Origin of the sequence: Paenibacillus sp. lzh-N1 (genome assembly GCF_002872435.1) — a bacterium.
In the GTDB taxonomy this organism is placed as follows: Bacteria; Bacillota; Bacilli; order Paenibacillales; family Paenibacillaceae; genus Paenibacillus; species Paenibacillus polymyxa_C.
The window spans coordinates 4,617,122-4,638,117 of record NZ_CP025696.1 but is presented as its reverse complement, the minus strand read 5'-3'; the positions used below and the strand labels follow the sequence as shown (position 1 = coordinate 4,638,117).

Genomic DNA, 20,996 nt, shown 5'->3' with positions numbered 1-20,996 from the left:
AAAACCAACTGGTGGCGTACTATGTCGCTGAAAGAGACGTAAGCGCTGGGGAGCTGCGCGGCTTCCTGGGTGAGGAGCTGCCAAACTACATGGTGCCTTCGTATTTCATCCAGCTGGAGCAGATGCCGCTGACACCGAACGGCAAAATCGACCGTAAGGCCCTGCCGGCACCGGAAGGCAGTCTGCAAAGCGGAGCGGATTATGTAGAGCCGCGCACAGCGCTGGAGCAGACGTTGGCTTCGATTTGGCAGTCTGTATTAGGAACGAAGAACATCGGTATTTTAGATAATTTCTTTGATCTGGGCGGCGATTCGATCAAAGCAATCCAGGTATCCTCCCGCTTGCTGCAAGCGGGCTACAAGCTGGACATGAAGGATTTGTTCCAATATCCATCCATTTCGCTGCTGAGTGGTCATGTACACCCAGTTAGTCGTACGGCCGATCAGGGCGAGGTTTCGGGCAGCGTCAAGCTGACCCCGATCCAGCAGTGGTTTTTTGGACTATCGTCGGCAGAGCCGCATTATTTCAACCAGTCGGTGATGCTGCATAGAGCAGAAGGCTTCGACATAGGCGCATTGCATCGCACGGTGACCCAGGTGACGGAGCATCATGATGCGCTGCGTATGGTCTTCCGTCAGACCGAACAGGGCTATGAGGCGTGGAATCGCGGTGTGAACGAAGGCGAGCTGTACAGTCTGGACGTTGTAGATTTGACGAAGGTGCAAAACATGGCAGAGGTGGCAGCCGCAATTGAGATGAAAGCCAATGCCATCCAAAGCTTTATTTGTCTGGATGAAGGACCGCTGGTGAAGCTGGGACTTTTCCGCTGCATGGATGGAGATCATTTACTGATTGCCATTCACCATTTGGTTATAGACGGGATCTCATGGCGGATTGTGTTTGAAGATTTTGCGACTGGATATGAGCAGGCCGTTCGGGGAGAAGCGATTCGCTTGCCTTATAAAACGGATTCGTTCTCTGCTTGGGCAGAGCGGTTGTCTCAATATGCGAATAGTCCAGCCATTGACAACGAACGCGAATACTGGCAGCGTCTTGCCCACATAGAAGTTGCATCGCTACCTAAGGATCAAGACAAAGCAGCAGGACAGCCTTTTTGGGTCAGAGATAGTGAGACGGTGACCGTGGCTTGGAACGAACAGGAAACCCGGTTGCTGCTTCAGGAATCACATCGTGCGTACAATACGGAGGTCAATGATCTGCTGTTAACCGCACTCGGCAGCGCATTGTACAACTGGAGCGGTCAGGAGCGTGTGCTGGTCAATCTGGAGGGACATGGCCGGGAAGCTATTGTTCCAGATATGGATATTACACGTACCGTGGGCTGGTTTACGAGTCAGTATCCGGTGCTGCTGGATGTCGATGGAAAGGCAGAGATTGGGCAGCGCATCAAGCGGGTCAAAGAGGACCTGCGTCATGTGCCGCATAAGGGCATTGGCTACGGTATTTTGAAGTATATGTCTTCGGATGATGCTACCTCTTCCTGGAGCCTGCAGCCAGAGATCAGCTTTAACTATTTGGGACAATTTGATCAGGATTTGGAACAAAGCGATATCGTGCTGTCTTCGCATACGGACGGAGAGCCGATGAGTGGTTATACCGTGCTGGAGCAGCCGCTGAATGTGAACGGCATGATTACAGCAGGCGTGCTGACACTGGAAATTCGCTATGACAGCCAAGTATATCATCAGCAAAACGTAGAAAAATTTGCGCAGTTGCTACGGGAAAGCTTGCAGGAAGTCATCAAGCATTGTGCCTCCCAAGAGCGGAGCGAACTAACGCCAAGCGATGTCTTGTTCAAAGGCTTGTCGTTGGAACAACTGGAGCAATTGACGGAGCAAACGGCTTCTGTGGGCGAACTGGAAAATGTGTATGCTCTTTCTCCCATGCAGAAAGGGATGCTGTTCCATAGCTTGATGGAGCCAGACTCAGGCGCATACTTCCAGCAAGCATCGTTTGATCAAAAAGGCAGCTTCGATGTTGCTGTTTTCCGCAAGAGCCTAGATCTGCTGACACAGCGTCATGAAGCGCTGCGGACGAATTTCCATCGGTTTGAGACCGGACATGGTCAGGAGCCATTGCAACTGGTGTTCCGTCACAAAGATAGCGATCTGTCCTTCAAGGATGTACGCGGAATGCAGCCAGCAGAACAACAGGCGTATATCCAGGCGTTGAAGCAGGAGGATCAGGCTCGGGGCTTTGATCTCGGTACGGATGCACTCATGCGCGTACAGGTATGGCAGACCGATGAAGAGACGTATCACTGGGTCTGGAGCTTCCATCACATCATCATGGACGGCTGGTGCTTATCGCTCGTTACCGGGGAAGTGTTTGGTACGTACTTTGCGCTGCTGGAGCAGAAACAGCCGGAGCTGGCTCCGATCACACCGTATGGCCAATATATCGAATGGCTGGAGCGTCAGGACGAACGTGCGGCAAAAGAGTATTGGAGCAACTATTTGGCAGGCTTTGAACAGCAGACGTTGTTGCCAGGATCGGATACTGCATCGAAAGACCACGTGACGGACAGCAGGGAACATGCGGTATCCTCGACAGCAAGCGAAGCCAGCGAATATGTTTCTGAAAAAGTAACGGTAGATCTGGATCCAACGTGGAGCGAAGCCATGTACCGGATTGCCAAGCAGCAGCAGGTCACGATTAATACGCTGATGCAGAGCGTGTGGGGCCTGATTTTGCAGAAATATAATAACAATGAGGATGTTGTATTCGGCAGTGTCGTATCTGGACGTCCGACGGATATTGCGGGTGTAGAAAATATGATCGGTCTGTTCATTAATACGATCCCGGTTCGGATTCAAAGTGAGCGGAATGCCACGTTTGTGGACATCATGCGGAACACGCAGGAGCAAGCGTTGGCTTCGGGAGTATATGACAGCTTCCCGCTATATGAAATCCAGGCGCTGACCGAGCAGAAGCAAAATCTGATTAATCACATTATGGTATTTGAGAATTACCCGGTAGAGGAGCAAGTCGAGCAGTTGGGTGAAGTTCGTCCGTCTGCATTTGACATTACGAATGTAGAGGTTGTTGAGCAGACGAACTATGATCTGGACTTGATTGTGATGCCGGATGACACCTTCCGCATCATGTTCAGATACAACGCCAATGTATACGATCGGTCTACGATCGAGCGGATGCAGGGACATGTACTGCATGTCATCGAGCAAATCGTGAACAATCCGCATATCCGTGTGAATGAGCTGGAATTGGTGACACCGGAAGAACAGGCACAGATCGTTCAGGTGTGGGGAGATACGGCGGCAGCCTATCCGCAGGATCAAACGCTAAGCGCACTGTTTGAGCAGCAGGCAGCAATTACACCGGATCAGGCAGCGGTAATATTCGGGTCGGAGATGTTGACCTACCGTGAGCTGAACGAGCGAGCCAACCGTTTGGCTCGGACGCTGCGTGCGGAAGGGGTTGAACCCGATCAGCCGGTAGGCATTCTGGTCCATCGTTCGCTGGACATGATCGTAGGTATCTATGCGATCCTCAAAGCAGGCGGAGCTTATGTACCGATCGATCCGGAATATCCGGCCGACCGCATCCGCTTTATGCTGGAGGATTCAGGCGCGAAGCTGGTGCTGACGCAATCGCATCTGGCGGAGCAAGCATCACGGAGTTTCGACGGTCAGGTGCTGGTGCTAGATCGTCAGGAGCAGGCTGGCAAGAATATTTACCACGAAGATGGTTCAAATCTGGAGCCCCTGGCTGGGCCGCATCATGTCGCCTATGTCATCTACACCTCCGGTTCCACTGGAAAACCGAAGGGTGTAATGGTGGAGCACCATTCCGTGTTAAACCGGATTTTGTGGATGCATGATCGCTACGGCCTGGGTGCAGAAGATACGATCCTGCAAAAGACCGCCTTCACCTTCGACGTGTCGGTGTGGGAGCTGTTCTGGTGGTCGATGGTCGGCTCAAAGGTAAGCCTGCTGTCGGTCGGCGGGGAAAAGAACCCGGAAGACATCGTCGACACGATTGCCCGCGATGGCGTGAGCACGATGCACTTTGTACCAGCCATGCTGCATGCGTTCCTGGAGTATGTGGAACAGCAGCCACGAGAAGTGATGCAAGCGAAGCTGGGCACACTGCGCCATGTCTTTGCCAGTGGTGAAGCCTTGCCGCCACAGCATGTGGCCCGGTTCCAGCGGCTCGTGTCGAGCCTGGCCGGAGCGAAGCTGGTCAACCTGTATGGCCCAACCGAAGCGACGGTGGACGTATCGTACTTCGATTGCGAGCCTGATGGAGCCTATTCGGTTATTCCTATCGGGAAACCGATTCAAAACATTCGTCTGTACATCGTCAAGGAAGGCACGGAGCAATTGCAGCCGATTGGGGTTGCAGGTGAACTGTGCATCGGCGGTGTCGGCGTAGCTCGAGGTTATCTGAACCGTCCGGAGCTGACGGCTGAGAAATTTGTGAAAGATCCGTTTGCTGGCGGGGAAGCAGGGTATGAGCGGATGTACCGCACCGGCGATTTGGCGAGATGGATGCCGGACGGGAGCATTGAATATCTGGGCCGGATCGACCATCAGGTGAAAATCCGGGGGTACCGGATTGAGCTGGGCGAGGTCGAAACGCAGTTGCTCCAAGTGGAATCGGTACGAGAAGCGATTGTCATGGCTCGTGCAGATGAAACGGGACAAAAACACATGGTGGCCTACTATGTTGCCGGGCAAGAAATCAGTGCCAGCGAGCTGAGAAGTGCGCTGGGGCAGGAACTACCAAGCTACATGGTGCCGTCCTACTTTGTACAGCTGGAGCAGATGCCACTGAGTCCCAATGGCAAAATCGACCGCAAGGCACTGCCGGCACCGGAAGGTAGCCTGCAAAGCGGAGCCGATTATGTCCCGCCGCGGACGTGGGTGGAAGTGAAGCTGGCGCAAATTTGGCAGGATGTGCTGGGCCTGGCGCAAGTTGGCGTGAAGGAAAACTTCTTCGAGATTGGCGGACATTCGCTGCGGGCGACGACACTAACCTCGAAGATTCACCAAGAGCTGAACAAGCAGCTTCCTCTGCGCAGTATTTTTGAAGCACCAACGATTGAACAACTGGCGGCTGTGCTGGAAGGTCTGGATCAGGTGGCGTATGCGTCCATTCCGGTAACGGAAGAGCGTAGCTTCTATCCACTATCCTCGGCGCAAAAACGACTGTATGTGCTGCATCAGTTCGATCCGCTGGATGTGAACTACAACATGCCGTCGGTGCTGCAAGTGAGCGGTCCGCTGGACGTGAAACGAGTGGAACATATATTCCGTCAACTGATCGCCCGCCATGCGACCTTGCGTACTCGCTTTGAGCTGATCGACAGTGAGCCAATGCAATGGATCGAGGACACCGTACCGTTCGAGGTGGAATATACGAAGGTACAGGCAGAGGGTGCGACTGCGGATACAGATCAGGACACAACTACAGATACGTACACAAGGGTCAACATAGAGGCGCAACAGCTGGTGCGGCGCTTTGTCCGTCCGTTTGACCTGAAAGCTGCGCCGCTGCTGCGAGTAGGCTTGGTGGATCTGGGCCTTCAAGGAATAGAGCAGGAATCCCAACATCTGCTTATGCTCGATATGCACCATATCGTCTCAGATGGGGTGTCCCTGGAGGTCCTGACTGATGAGTTTGTCCGTTTGTATGGCGGTGAAGAGCTGGCGCCATTGCGGATTCAGTACAAAGATTATGCCGTATGGCAGCAAAGCGAAGCCCATCAGGAATGGATGCAGCGTCAGGAAGCGTACTGGCTGAGCACTTTCCAAGGTGAACTGCCTGTACTGGATCTCTCTACGGACTTTGCCCGCCCAGCGGTGCAGAGTACGGCAGGGGATACGGTCGAATTTGTACTGGAGCGTGAGGTTAGTGAACGCCTGAAAGAACTGGCTGCCCAGACCGGCTCTACCCTATATATGGTGATGCTGGCGGCGTACACCACACTCTTGCACAAATACACAGGCCAAGAGGACATGATTGTCGGTACGCCAATTGCCGGACGACCGCATGCGGAGCTCAGTAATCTAGTCGGTGTCTTCATTAACACACTGGCGATTCGTAATTATCCGTCCAGCGACAAATCGTTCCTTGAGTATCTGCAAGAGGTCAAGGAGCAGGCACTTAATGCTTATGAGCATCAGGACTATCCTTTTGAAGAGCTGGTTGAAAAACTGAATTTAACCCGGGATACGAGCCGGAATGCGCTGTTTGACACGATGTTTGAGCTGAAAACAATGGAGCAGCGGGATTTCGAGCTGGAAGGGCTGAGCTTGAGCTCCTATCCACTGGACAATCATACGGCCAAGTTTGATCTGAGCTTGGAGGCAATAGAGCAGCCAGAAGGTATTCTGTGCAGTCTGGAATACAGCACAGCGCTGTACAAGCGGGAGACTATGACGCGATTGGCAGAGCATTTTGCGGAAATCGTTCGAGCGATTGCCTATCATCCGCAGCAGCCACTGGCAGTTTTGAACATGGTAACCGATGAGGAACAAGAGCAACTCATCTACGGTTTTGGAGAAGTGGGCGTAACGGATGTTGCTGTTGAAGCAGGAACCCTGTTCCATACCTATGTGGAAGAACAGGCCCAGCTTATACCAGATCATGTGGCGGTGGTATACGAGGAGCAACAGCTTACGTACCGGAAACTGAACGAGCGTGCGAACCAATTGGCGCGTAGATTGCGAAATGAAGGTATCGGACGCGAGTCGATTGTCGGCATTTTGAGTGAGCGCTCGGTAGACATGCTGGTCGGCGTACTGGCAGTATGGAAGGCTGGAGGCGCATATGTGCCGCTGGATGCGGATTATCCGTCCGAACGCATTCGTTTCATGCTGGAGGACAGTGGTGCGACGGTACTGTTGACCCAAATCGGCTTACAGGAGCAAGCAAAGGCATGGCTCGAAGAAAGCCGACAGGCCTTGGCCGGAGGGCAGACTGAGAGTGAGCTGGAGACGGCAGTTAGCGCTGAAACGATGGAAAGAGACAGCCTGAATGAAGGCTTAAGCTTGAAATCAGATTCGAAGTCTGACAGCGAAGCAGCATCTGAATCGGCAACAAAGTTGCGTCTGCAAATCATGCTGGCATTGGACGATGAGTCACTGTACACCGGAGATACGACAGACGTTGATCACATCAACGAACCGCAGGATCTGGCGTATGTGATCTACACCTCCGGAACAACCGGACGTCCGAAGGGTGTTATGATCGAGCATCGCAGCTTGGTGAATACGGCTGCGGCGTATCGCCGGGATTATCGTCTGAGCGAGTTCCCAGTACGACTGCTGCAACTGGCCAGCTTCTCCTTCGACGTGTTCGTCGGGGATATTGCGCGGACGCTCTATAACGGCGGCACGATGGTCATTTGTCCGAAAGACGACCGACTTGATTTTAGCCGTCTGCACGGTTGGATTCGTGATTATCAAATTACCGTGTTCGAATCGACTCCGGCCCTGATCGTACCGTTTATGCAGCATGTGCATGAACAGGGGCTGGACATGAGCAGCATGGAACTGCTGATCACTAGCTCGGATAGCTGCAGCGTGACGGATTACCGGGTGCTGCAAGAACGGTTTGGCGCAGATATCCGCATCATGAACAGCTATGGCGTCACGGAAGCGGCGATTGACTCCAGCTTCTATGATGAAGAACTGTCGAAGCTGCCAAGCAGCGGCCATGTGCCGATTGGTCAGGCATGGCTGAACGCACGTTTCTACATCGTGGACAGCCAGCTGACTCCGGTACCGATTGGTGTACTGGGCGAACTGTGCATCGGCGGCATCGGGGTCGCACGGGGCTACCTGAACCGTGCGGATCTGACAGCCGAGAAATTCGTGGCGAACCCGTTCGTACCGGGCGAAAGACTGTACCGCACAGGCGATTTGGCGCGGTGGATGCCGGACGGCAATGTAGACTTTATCGGTCGGATGGATGATCAGGTCAAAATCCGGGGCTTCCGAATTGAACTGGGCGAGGTGGAAGCGCAGCTGCTGACTGTGGATGGCATTGAGAAAGCCATCGTCACCGCCTGGGAAAACGAAAACGGAGACAAAGATCTGTGCGCGTATGTCGTAGCCTCGGAGGCGCTGAATTTGCCGGAGCTGCGCAGCACACTCCAGCCCAAACTGCCGAGCTATATGATCCCGACGTATGTCGTACCACTGGATCAATTCCCGCTGACACCAAACGGAAAAATTGACCGCAAAGCGTTGCCAGCACCGGAAGCGCGCCTCGAAGGAGGTACGGAGTATGTTGCGCCGCGGACACCGCTGGAAGAACAATTGGTACGTATTTGGCAAAGCGTTCTGAATCATCAGCGGGTAGGCATCCAGGATAACTTCTTTGAAGTGGGAGGACATTCTCTGCGCGCTACAACACTGATGGCGAAAATCCATCAGGAGCTGAATCACAAGCTGGCCTTGCGAGATATTTTCCAATATCCGACGATTGAGCAATTGGTACAGGTGATGGGTGAAGATCAGGCCCAGCAAATGTATGTATCCATACCTGTGGCGGAGGAGCGCGACTATTATCCCGTTTCCTCGGCGCAAAAACGGATGTACGTGCTGAGTCATCTGGAAGGTGGAGAGGTGAGCTACAACATGCCAGGAGCTTTGATTATCGAAGGTTCCTTGGATAAAAAGCGACTGGAGCAAGCCTTCCGCCAGCTCATCGCCCGTCATGAAACCTTGCGAACCCGATTCGAGATGGTGGATGGCGAGGTGATTCAGCGGATTGAATCTAACGTCCCATTCAGCGTGGAGTATGTGCAAGCAAGCGAAGAAGAGACACCGCAGTACGCACAGGACTTTGTACGTGCCTTTGATCTCGCACAAGCCCCGTTGCTGCGGGTTCAGTTGATCGAAAACGGACCGGGGCGTCACGTTATGCTCTATGACATGCACCATATTATTTCGGATGGCGTCACGGAAGGAATTATCGTGCAGGAGTTCTCTCAATTGTACGAAGGCAAGGAGCTCCCGCCACTCCGTATTCAGTACAAGGACTATGCCGTTTGGCAGCATGCAGATATGCAAAGTGAACGTCTTCGTGCGCAAGAAAGCTATTGGCTGAACACCATGTCTGGTGAAATTCCGGCACTGGATATGCCAACGGATTTTACAAGACCCGCTGTACAGCGTCTGGAAGGAACTCGATTTGAGTTTGCGATCTGCATGGAGGACAGCGAGCAGTTGAAGCAGCTGGCCGCGCAAACCGGATCCACCTTGTACATGGTGTTGCTTGCAGCGTATAGCACACTCTTGCATAAATACACGGGTCAAGAGGACATCATCGTCGGCACGCCGATTGCCGGAAGACCACATGCGGAGCTCAGTAGCCTAGTAGGCGTATTCCTGAACACACTGGCGATTCGCAATTATCCGTCTGGTGATAAAACGTTCTTGGACTACTTGCAAGAGGTCAAAGAGCATGCGCTCAGTGCGTATGAGCACCAGGAATATCCGTTTGAAGAACTGGTTGAAAAGCTGAATGTAACGCGGGATACGAGCCGGAATGCGCTGTTTGACACAATGTTTGAGCTGAAAACATTTGAGCAGCAGGAGTTCGAGCTGGAAGGGCTGACCTTCAAGCCGTATCCGACGGACGATCATACGTCCAAATTTGATCTGACCTTGGATGCCGTAGAGCAGTCAGAAGGCATTCTGTGCAGTCTGGAATACAGCACGGCGCTGTACAAACCTGAGACTATCGCGCGCTTTGCGCAGCATTTTACCGAACTCGTACGAGCCATTACACTGCATCCACAGCAGCCACTGGCAGCTCTGGATATGGTAACTGTCGAGGAAAAAGCACAAATCCTCTATGGTTTTGGAGATGTAGGCGTATCAGATGTTACTGCGGTTGAAGCAGGAGCACTGTTCCATACCTACGTGGAAGAACAGGCCCAGCTTGTACCGGATCATGTGGCGGTGGTGTACGAAGAGCAACAACTTACGTACCGCACACTGAATGAACGTGCAAATCAATTGGCGCGTAGATTGCGAAATGAAGGTATCGGACGCGAATCGATTGTCGGCATTTGGAGTGAACGCTCGGTAGACATGCTGGTCGGCGTACTGGCGGTGTGGAAGGCTGGAGGCGCATATGTGCCGCTGGATGCAGACTATCCGTCCGAACGCATTCGTTTCATGCTGGAGGATAGCGGTGTGACGGTGCTGCTCACGCAAACCAGTTTGCAGGAGCGTACCCAGGCATGGCTGGAGAAAAGCGATCAGGCCTTGGTCGAAGGGCAGACTGAGGGTGAGCTGGAAACAGCGGCTAGCGCTGAAACGATGGAATCAGGTGCTCTTCATGGAAACCTAAATGGAACAGCAGATTCGAAGTCTGACAGTGAATCAGCATCCGAATCCGTAGCGAACTTGCGTCTGCATACCGTACTAGCGCTGGACGATGAGTCGCTGTATACCGGGGATACGACGGATGTTGAACCGATCAACGATCCGCACGATCTGGCGTATGTGATCTACACGTCGGGGACAACCGGACGTCCGAAGGGCGTCATGATTGAGCATCGCAGTTTGGTGAATACGGCTGCAGCGTATCGCCGGGATTACCGTCTGAACCAGTTCCCGGTACGACTGCTGCAACTGGCCAGCTTCTCTTTCGACGTATTCGTCGGGGATATTGCACGGACGCTCTATAACGGGGGCACGATGGTCATCTGTCCGAAAGACGACCGCATTGATCCAAGCCGTCTGTACGGCTGGATTCGCGATTACCAGATTACCGTGTTCGAATCGACTCCGGCCCTGATCGTACCGTTTATGCAGCATGTGCATGAACAGGGGCTGGACATGAGCAGTCTGGAACTGCTGATCACCAGCTCGGACAGCTGCAGCGTGACGGATTACCGAGTACTGCAAGAACGGTTTGGCACAGATATCCGCATCATCAACAGCTATGGCGTTACGGAAGCGGCCATTGACTCCAGCTTCTACGACAAAGAGCTGTCGAAGCTGCCAAGCAGCGGGAATGTGCCGATTGGTCAGGCATGGCTGAACGCACGTTTCTACATCGTGGACAGCCAGCTGAATCCGGTGCCAATCGGCGTACTGGGCGAACTGTGCATCGGCGGCATCGGGGTCGCACGGGGCTACCTGAACCGTGCGGACCTGACAGCCGAGAAATTCGTAGCGAACCCGTACGTACCGGGGGAACGTTTGTATCGCACAGGCGATTTGGCGCGGTGGATGCCAGACGGCAATGTGGACTTTATCGGCCGGATGGACTACCAGGTCAAAATCCGGGGATACCGGATTGAGCTGGGCGAGATTGAAACGGCGATCCAGCGGGTGCCAGGTGTGCGTCAAGCCGTAGTCATCGACCGGATGGACGAGCGTGGACACAAGTATTTGTGTGGATACATCACGGGAGAAGCCGAGCTGCGGATGGAGGAAGTACAGACCGAGCTGGAAGCCGGACTGCCAGCACACATGGTGCCTGCACGTCTGATGCGACTGGAGACCATCCCGCTGACCAGCAACGGCAAAATCGACCGCAAGGCCTTGCCAGAGCCGGAAGGCAGCATCCATACAGGAGCAGCTTATGTGGCCCCGCGTACGAAGGTGGAGCAAGTACTGGCTGCGGTATGGGCCGGAGTGCTGGGCGTGGATGCCGTAGGCACGCAGGATAACTTCTTTGAGCTGGGCGGCGATTCGATCAAGGCTCTGCAAGTCTCGTCTCGCTTGCTGCAAGCAGGTTATCGACTGGAGATGAAAGACCTGTTCAGTCATCCGACGGTGTCTGCCTTGGCGCTGAAAGTCCAATCGGTGACAAGATTGGCAGATCAGAGCGAAGTGGTGGGCGCGGTGAAGCTGACACCTGTTCAACAATGGTTCTTTGAGCAAAACCTGACGGATGCTCATCATCATAACCAATCCATTATGCTGCATAGCCAGGATGGTTTTAATGTAGCGGCGCTGCGTACAGCGATGGATCAAATGGTTAGTCATCACGATGCACTGCGGATCGTTTTTCGCCTTACCGAGCATGGATATGAAGCCTGGAACCGCGCGGTGGGTGAGGGCGAGCTATATACGCTGGAACGTATAGACTTCAGCCATGAGACTGAAGTGTCTGCAGCGATCGAGGCCAAAGCGAATGAAATTCAGGCGGGGATTCATTTAAGCGAAGGACCACTGGTGAAGCTGGGGCTGTTCCATTGCCCCGATGGAGATCATTTACTGATGGCTATTCATCACTTAGTGGTGGATACCGTATCCTGGCGCATTTTGTTCGAGGATCTTACGACAGCCTATGAACAGGCACTGCACGGACAAGCGGCTCGTCTTCCGCACAAAACGGATTCGTTCCGCACCTGGGCTGAGGGACAGTCTCACTATACGAACGGTCCAGCAATGGCAGCAGAGCTCGCCTTTTGGCAGGAAGTGGAACAGGGGGCGTATGAGCCGCTTCCAAAAGACCAGCCGCAACCACAATCCTTGAATAAAGACAGCGAGCTTATGACGGTCACATGGACCACTCAGGAAACGGAGCAGTTGTTAAAACAGGCGCATCGTGCCTACAACACAGATATGAATGATCTGCTGCTGACCGCACTTGGCATGGCTATTCATCGCTGGGCGGGGATTGAACGCGTGCTTGTCACCCTGGAAGGCCATGGACGGGAGTCCATTTTGCCCGAGCTGGATATTACGCGCACGGTGGGCTGGTTTACGAGTCAATTCCCGGTTGTGCTGGATATGAGCTCAGGACAAGATCTTTCACAGCGCATCAAACAGGTGAAAGAAGCGCTGCACCGTATTCCGCAAAAGGGCATTGGCTACGGGATACTGAGATACTTGTCCGCCGCATGTGAGCAAAAGCGTTTTGGAACCGAACCTGAAATTAGCTTTAACTATCTCGGACAATTTGACCAGGATATGCAACATCAATCCATTGGCGTGTCTCCTTACGCTAGCGGTGCCGAGCTTAGCGCATATGCAGCCAGATCGCACACGCTGGATCTGAACGGACTGATTTCGGAAGGTCAATTGCAATTGACGATCAGCTACAGCCATCAGGAATATCGCAGGGAAACGATGGAGCGGCTAGCTGGAGCGCTTAGAACCAGCCTGCAGGAAATCATCACGCATTGCGTAGAACGCAAACAGCCGGAGCTGACGCCAAGCGATGTTATGCTTAAACCTGTAACCTTGGCCGAGCTGGATCAGTTGGTAGAGCGGACTCGTGACATCGGGGAACTGGAAAATGTATATGCATTGACACCGATGCAAAAAGGGATGTTGTTCCATAGTCTAATGGATGCAGAATCAGGGGCTTATTTTGAACAAACGACCTTTGATCTACACGGACGCTTCCAAGCGGATATTTTCCAAGATAGCTTGAATCAACTGGCGCAGCGGCATGAGATCTTTAGAGCCAATTTCATCAGCGGGTGGCAGGATGAGCCCGTACAGGTGATTTTCCGCCATAAAGATGTTGGTTTCAGATGTGAAGATTTGCGTCATTTGGATGATCAGGAACGTGACGCGTATGTGCAGGAATTTATTCGCCAAGACAAGGCAGCTGGATTCGATTTGTCCCGGGATGCGTTGATGCGCGTGGCGATTTTGCGGACAGGTGATGAGGATTATTATTTTGTATGGAGTTCTCATCACATCCTAATGGACGGCTGGTGTGTGGCGTTGGTAACGGATGAGGTGTTTGAGGTTTACTTTGCAGCGGTAGAGCATAGAGAATCGAAGCTCGCCCCCGTGACTCCATACAGTCAGTATATTGAGTGGCTGGAAGCACAGGATGTAGAAGCAGCAGCCTCATACTGGAAGGAATATTTGCTGGATTATGATCAACAAACTTCGATTCCGACCGGAAAAGTAGGCGCGAAAGCGGACGGCGAACAATTTGAGCATGTACTGTGCGACCTAGGTAAGGATTTGACAGGACTCATGGAAATGGTAGCCAAGCAGTATCACGTGACCACCAATACGCTCCTACAAACGGCCTGGGGCTTACTGCTTCAAAAGTACAACGGTAGTAACGACGCCGTCTTTGGCGGTGTAGTATCGGGTCGCCCGGCAGAAATTTCAGGGATCGAAAATATGGTGGGCTTGTTCATTAACACCATTCCAGTACGTATCCGTAGTAAGGCTGAGGACACTTTTGCCGACCTGATTAGAGCGAATCAGCAGCAGGCGCTGGCTTCTCAAGATTATGAAACGTATCCGCTGTATGAAATTCAAGCCTTGACCGAGCAAAAGCAAGAGCTGATCCAGCACATTATCGTGTTTGAAAACTATCCGGTGGAGGAGCAGGTCGAGCAGCTTGGCGAAGGTGCGGCGTCGGATTTTGTCATCAGCAATGCAGGGATGATTGAACAAACCAACTATGATTTCAATCTGGTCGTCATGCCGCAGGAAGCGATGAAAATCCGATTCGAATACAATGCGAAGTTATATGATCGGGAAGCCGTGAAACGGACGCAGGGCCATTTAATACAGCTACTGGAACAAGTGGTAGCGAAGCCGGACATTCAAGTGCAGGAGCTGGATGTGTTAAGCGAGCAGGAACGCGAGCAAATTCTCCGTGTATGGGGAGATACAGCTGCTGAGTATCCAAGCGATCAAACGATCCATGGCTTGTTCGAAGCACAAGCCGTGCAGACACCGGAACAGCCAGCGCTGTACTTCGAAGGAGAGCAGTTGACCTATCGCGAGCTGAATGAACGTGCGAATCGTCTGGCTCGTACCTTGCGCAGTCAAGGCGTGACGAAGGATCGTCTGGTGGGTCTGATGACCGAGCGTTCGGTAGACTTGATTGTGGGTATGTTAGGCATTTTGAAAGCTGGGGGCGCATATGTTCCAATCGATCCGACATATCCAGAGGAGCGTATCCGCTACATGCTGGACGACTCGGGAGCAGAGTTGTTGTTGACACAAAGCCATCTGGTAGACAAGGTATCTTTCAATGGAAACGTGCTGGTGCTGAGTGGGGCACCGAGTGTGTATCACGAGGATGGCTCCAATCTGGAGCCGTTGTCCGGTCCGAACGATCTAACGTATGTGATTTATACGTCAGGTACGACGGGGCAGCCGAAGGGTGTCATGGTAGAGCATCGCAATGTTGTGCGTTTGGTGAAAAATACAAACTACGCGCAGTTGGATGCTGACACGCGCATTTTGCAGACAGGCGCGATTGTTTTCGACGCATCCACCTTCGAAATTTGGGGAGCTCTATTAAACGGTGGACAGCTTGTGTTAGTGAGTCAGGATGTCATTTTGGACGCGCTCAAGCTTAAGGAAGCTGTCCGCAGTCATGGCATTACCACGATGTTTCTGACCACACCGCTCTTTAACCAGCTGTCCCAGCAGAATCTGGCGCTGTTCGAGGGGGTACGGGAGCTACTGGTTGGTGGTGATGTGATGTCCGTACCACATATGAACCGGGTGCTGGAGGCCCATCCGTCCCTGCGAATCAGTAACATCTATGGCCCTACTGAAAATACGACCTTTTCCACAGTACACGCGATCACCGGTGTACAATCGGAATCGGTGCCAATTGGCAGACCAATCCATAATTCGACATCGTATGTTGTGGACCGTTCGATGCGGCTTCAGCCCGTGGGGGTATGGGGTGAACTACTGGTAGGCGGTGACGGGGTAGCACGTGGTTACCGCAACCGTCCGGACCTGACATCCGAAAAGTTCATCGACAGCCCGTTCCGTAGCGGAGAACGCTGCTATCGCACAGGCGACATGGTACGCCTAAATGCGGATGGTTCGCTGGAATATAAGGGGCGGATCGATGCGCAGGTGAAAATTCGGGGCTACCGGATCGAACTGGGCGAGGTAGAAATGCAGCTGTTGAAGCTGGAGACAGTGCGAGAAGCTGTGGTCATCGCACGGGAAGATGAGCAAGGGCAAAAGCAGCTCTGCGCTTATGTGGTCGCCGATGAGGAAGTTGTCGCAAGTGAGTTACGCAGCGCTTTGAGCCAGAAGCTGCCGGGTTACATGATTCCTTCCTATGTGGTACAGCTGGAACAAATGCCGCTGACACCGAACGGTAAAATCGACCGCAAGGCCCTGCCAGCACCAGAGGGCAGCCTGCAAAGCGGAGCCGACTATGTTGCACCTCGGACATGGGTGGAAGTGAAGCTGGCGCAAATCTGGCAGGATGTACTGGGTCTCACTCAGGTCGGTGTGAAGGAAAACTTCTTCGAGATTGGCGGGCACTCACTACGGGCGACGACACTGGCCTCGAAGATTCACAAAGAGCTGAACAAGCCACTTCCACTGCGCAGTATTTTTGAAGCACCAACGATTGAGCAACAGGCCGTTGTACTGGAACAGCTGGACCAAGTAACCTATGCGTCCATTCCAGTAACGGAAGAGCGCAGCTTCTATCCCCTGTCCTCGGCGCAAAAACGACTGTATGTGCTGCATCAGTTCGATCCGCAGGATGTGAACTACAACATGCCGTCGGTGCTGCAAGTGAGCGGTCCGCTGGATGTGAAGCGGGTGGAACATGCATTCCGTCAACTGATCGCCCGTCATGCGTCCTTGCGCACCCGCTTTGATCTGATCGACAGTGAGCCGATGCAATGGGTTGAGGACACGGTGCCGTTCGAAGTGGAATATACGAAGGTACAAGCAGAGGGTGCGACTACGGATACAGACACGATGGCCAGCAAGGAAGTGCATGAGCTGGTGAGTCGCTTTGTCCGTCCGTTTGATCTCAAAGCTGCGCCGCTGCTGCGAGTAGGCTTGGTGGATCTAGGCGTCCAGGGAGTAGAGCAGGAATCTCAACATCTGCTTATGCTCGATATGCACCACATCGTTTCGGATGGCGTGTCCATGGGGGTACTGACTAATGAATTTGTCCGCTTGTACGACGGTGAAGAGTTACCGCCACTGCGGATACAGTACAAGGATTATGCCGTATGGCAGCAAAGCGAAGCCCATCAGGAATGGATGCAGCGTCAGGAAGCCTACTGGCTCGATACCTTCCGGGGTGAACTGCCTGTACTGGATTTACCGACAGACTTTGCCCGTCCGGCGGTGCGTAGTACAGCAGGCGATACCGTGGTGTTCGGACTGGAATGCGAAGTGAGCGAACGTCTGAAGGAACTGGCGGCGAACACAGGCTCTACACTGTATATGGTGTTGCTGGCGGCGTATACCGCCCTCTTGCACCAATACAGCGGCCAGGAGGACATCGTCGTCGGCACGCCGATTGCCGGACGACCGCATGCGGATTTGGAGCCGATCCTCGGCATGTTCGTCGGTACGTTGGCATTGCGAAACTATCCGACAGCGGAACATACCTTCCGCAGCTACGTGGAAGAAGTGAAGGTTCGCGCCCTGCAAGCCTACGAGCATCAGGACTATCCATTTGAGGTGCTGGTGGAAAAGCTGAATGTGAAGCGGGATATGAGCCGCCATCCGCTGTTCGATACGATGTTTACCCTGCAAACGACCGAAGAAGGCGAACTACAGTTGGCAGACCTGAGCTTCCGTCCCTATGGCTTGGAGCAAACGCCAGCGAAGTTTGATCTGACGCTGGAAGCCAGAGAGGAAGAGGCAGGCATCCAGTTCGGATTGCAGTATGCAACCGCGTTGTATCAACGGGAAACCGTTGAACGGATGACTCGTCACTTTATTCGCTTAGCCGAAGCCGTGGCGGCGAACCCGGATGCGAAGCTGGGTGAGCTGGAGCTCATTACGACTGAAGAAACCGAGCAGATTCTGAAGGTATTCAATGATCCGAACGCACATAGCGTGCGTGGAACACTCCAAGGCCTGTCGCTCAGCGAGCGTTTTGAAGAGCAAGCTAAGAATCACCCTGAACGGATAGCCGTGGTGTCTGGGGACATGGCGCTAACCTACGCTGAGCTGAATGAGCAGGCGAACCGGTTGGCCCGTGTGTTACGTGCGAATGGTGTGGAAGCGGATCAGCCAGTAGGCGTACTGCTGGAACGTTCTGCGGATCTTCTGGTGAGCATTCTGGGGGTACTGAAGGCCGGAGGCGCGTATGTGCCGATGGATACGATGTACCCACAGGAGCGCATTGACTACATGCTCCAAGACAGTGGGGCACCAGTCGTGATTACAAGCAGAGCCGCCACTCTCTCGCTCAGACTGCCGGCAGCAGTACAAGCTGTAGTTCTGGACGATGAGGGCGTTCAAGCTCACTTGGGAGAACAGGATGCAAGCAACCTGGTTCCTGTCTCCGGCCTGCACAACCTGGCCTATATGATTTACACGTCAGGTACAACCGGTCAGCCGAAAGGGGTCATGATCGAGCAAGGCAGTGTCAGCAATCTGGTAGATGCTTTATATGAGCGGGTATACAGCCGGTATGATCAGCCGCTTCACATCGCATGGCTGTCAGCCTTTGTATTTGACGCCTCGGTGAAGCAAATCTTTGCCAGCTTGCTGTTAGGTCACACCTTGCATGTGGTGTCCCGTGACGTCAGTCTGAGCGGGGAGCATTTGATCGCCTACTACCGCACGCACCGGATTGATCTGTCGGACGGCACACCTGCGCATCTGCATATTTTGAACGAAAGCGTCAGCGCGACCGAAGCGCCAGGTGTGAAGCACTACCTGATCGGGGGCGAAGCCTTATCGGTGCAGCTGGTCCATGTGTTCCTGCACAAGTGGGCCGGGTATTGTCCGGTCATTACGAATGTGTATGGTCCGACCGAAACGACGGTAGATACGACGGCTTATACGATTGAAGATGTAGAGTCCCTGCATGTCCTGCTGGCCAAAGGGGAGCACACGGTATCCATCGGAACGCCAATAGCGAACCAGGCTGTGTATATCCTGAACCACCAGCAACAGCTGGTGCCGATCGGTATCGCAGGTGAGCTCTATATCGGGGGTGCAGGTATTGCACGAGGATACCTCAACCTGCCAGAACTGACGGCAGAGAAGTTTATCCCGAATCCGTTTGCTGATGCGGCGGTTGCCGATCAAGCGGGCAGCACTCACGCAAACCGGATGTACCGGACAGGTGATTTGGCACGGTGGCTGCCGGATGGCAGTATCGAGTATTTGGGCCGGATCGACCACCAGGTCAAAATCCGCGGCTACCGGATCGAACTGGGCGAGGTGGAAGCACAGCTGCTGACCGTGGACGGTATCCAAAAAGCCGTGGTCACAGCATGGGAAAACGAAGACGGACACAAGGATCTGTGTGCCTATATCGTAGCTACAGAGTCGCTGAGTCTGCCGGAACTGCGGAATGCGCTGCAGCCGAAGCTGCCGGATTATATGATCCCGACGTATGTGGTACAGCTGGATCGTTTCCCACTGACGCCAAACGGGAAAATCGACCGGAAGGCGTTACCAGCACCGGAAGCACGCCTTGAAGGAGGTCTGGAGTACGTTGCGCCGCGGACGCCGCTGGAGGCCAAGTTAGCGCAAATCTGGCAGGATGTATTGAAGCTGTCCAGCGTAGGCGTCACCGACTCATTCTTCGATGTGGGTGGACACTCCCTGCGGGCAACGACGCTGGTGGCTAAAATCCATCAGGAACTGGACAGTCGGATTACACTGCGTGAGGTGTTCCAGCACTTTACGATTGAGCAGCAAGCCCAACTCATTGCAACGCACGGGACAGACACCTATACGGTGATCCCTGCTGCGACGAAACAGTCTTACTATCCTGTCTCCTCGGCGCAAAAACGACTGTATATTTTGAGCCATCTGGAAGGTGGGGATCTCAGCTACAATATGCCGGGTGTATTAACAGTGGAGGGACCGCTTCAGGCAGATCGACTGGAGGAAGCGTTCCGTCAGTTAGTAGCCCGTCATGAAACGCTGCGAACTTCCTTTGAAATGGTGGACGGCGAGGTTGTTCAGCGGATTTACGATCAAGTGGAGTTTGTCGTAGAACGCCTGCAGGCCAGTGAGTCCGAAGCGGAAGTGTATATCGAGTCCTTTGTACGCAGCTTCGATCTTCGGCAGGCACCGCTGCTGCGTGTCCGTCTTATTCAAACCGGACCCGAGCGCCATCTCCTGATGTACGACATGCACCATATTATTTCAGACGGGGTATCGTCTAACAATATCGTGCAGGAGCTGGGACAACTGTACGAGGGACAGGCCTTGGAGCCGCTGCCAATTCAGTACAAGGACTATGCGGTGTGGCAGCAGCAGGAAATGCAGCGAGAGTCCTACCAGCGCCGGGAACAGTTCTGGCTGGAACATTTAGCCGGGGAATTACCGGTACTGGATCTGCCGATTGCTTATCCTAGACCTGCTGTTCGCAGCTTCGAGGGGGCAATGTATGAGTTTACCGTGGCCCCGAATGTATCCGAGCAGTTGCACCGGATAGCGGCACAGACTGGAAGCACATTGTATATGGTGCTATTGAGCGCCTACACCGTCCTGTTGTCCAAATACAGCGGTCAGGACGATTTGATCATCGGTACGCCGGTAGCAGGCCGCTTGCTGCCTGAACTGGAGCCGCTGATCGGCATGTTCGTCAATACACTAGCCATCCGGCACCAGCCGCAGGGCAACCAAACTTTCCATAACTACTTGCTGGAAGCCAGAGATCGTACGCTGCAAGCCTTCGAGCATCAGGATTATCCACTGGAAGAGCTGGTGGAAAAGCTGGATGTAGCGCGGGATGCAAGCCGTAACCCGTTGTTTGACACTGTGTTTGTACTGGAAAATACGGAGTCGCAGGAAGCACAACTTGAAACACTATCCTTTAGTCCTTATGTTAAGGAACACAGGACCTCCAAATTCGATTTGACCTTGTCTATGAGTGATGAAGACGGGCAGATCAAGGGTTCCTTTGAATATTGCACGAAGCTGTTTGGCGCAGATGCTATTGAACGATTAACCGGAGATTTGATAGCGATCCTGTCACAGGTTGGAGCCAATCCAGATTTGCTATTAAGCGATCTTCAGGTAAACTCGGACGAGCAAGCAGAAGGCTTCTCGCCCGATTCCATCGATTTTATTTTCTAA

At 53.4% G+C, this 20,996-nt stretch carries 1 protein-coding gene (cut by a window edge); it reads left to right on the top strand.

All coding sequences use genetic code 11. From position 1 onward, the window contains the following. Positions 1-20,996, top strand: the 3' portion of a protein-coding gene (locus C0638_RS20710; RefSeq protein WP_102163742.1) for a non-ribosomal peptide synthase/polyketide synthase. It extends 21,271 nt beyond the left edge of the window; only the last 20,996 of its 42,267 coding nucleotides appear in the window; the start codon falls outside the window, past its left edge; it ends in the stop codon at positions 20,994-20,996.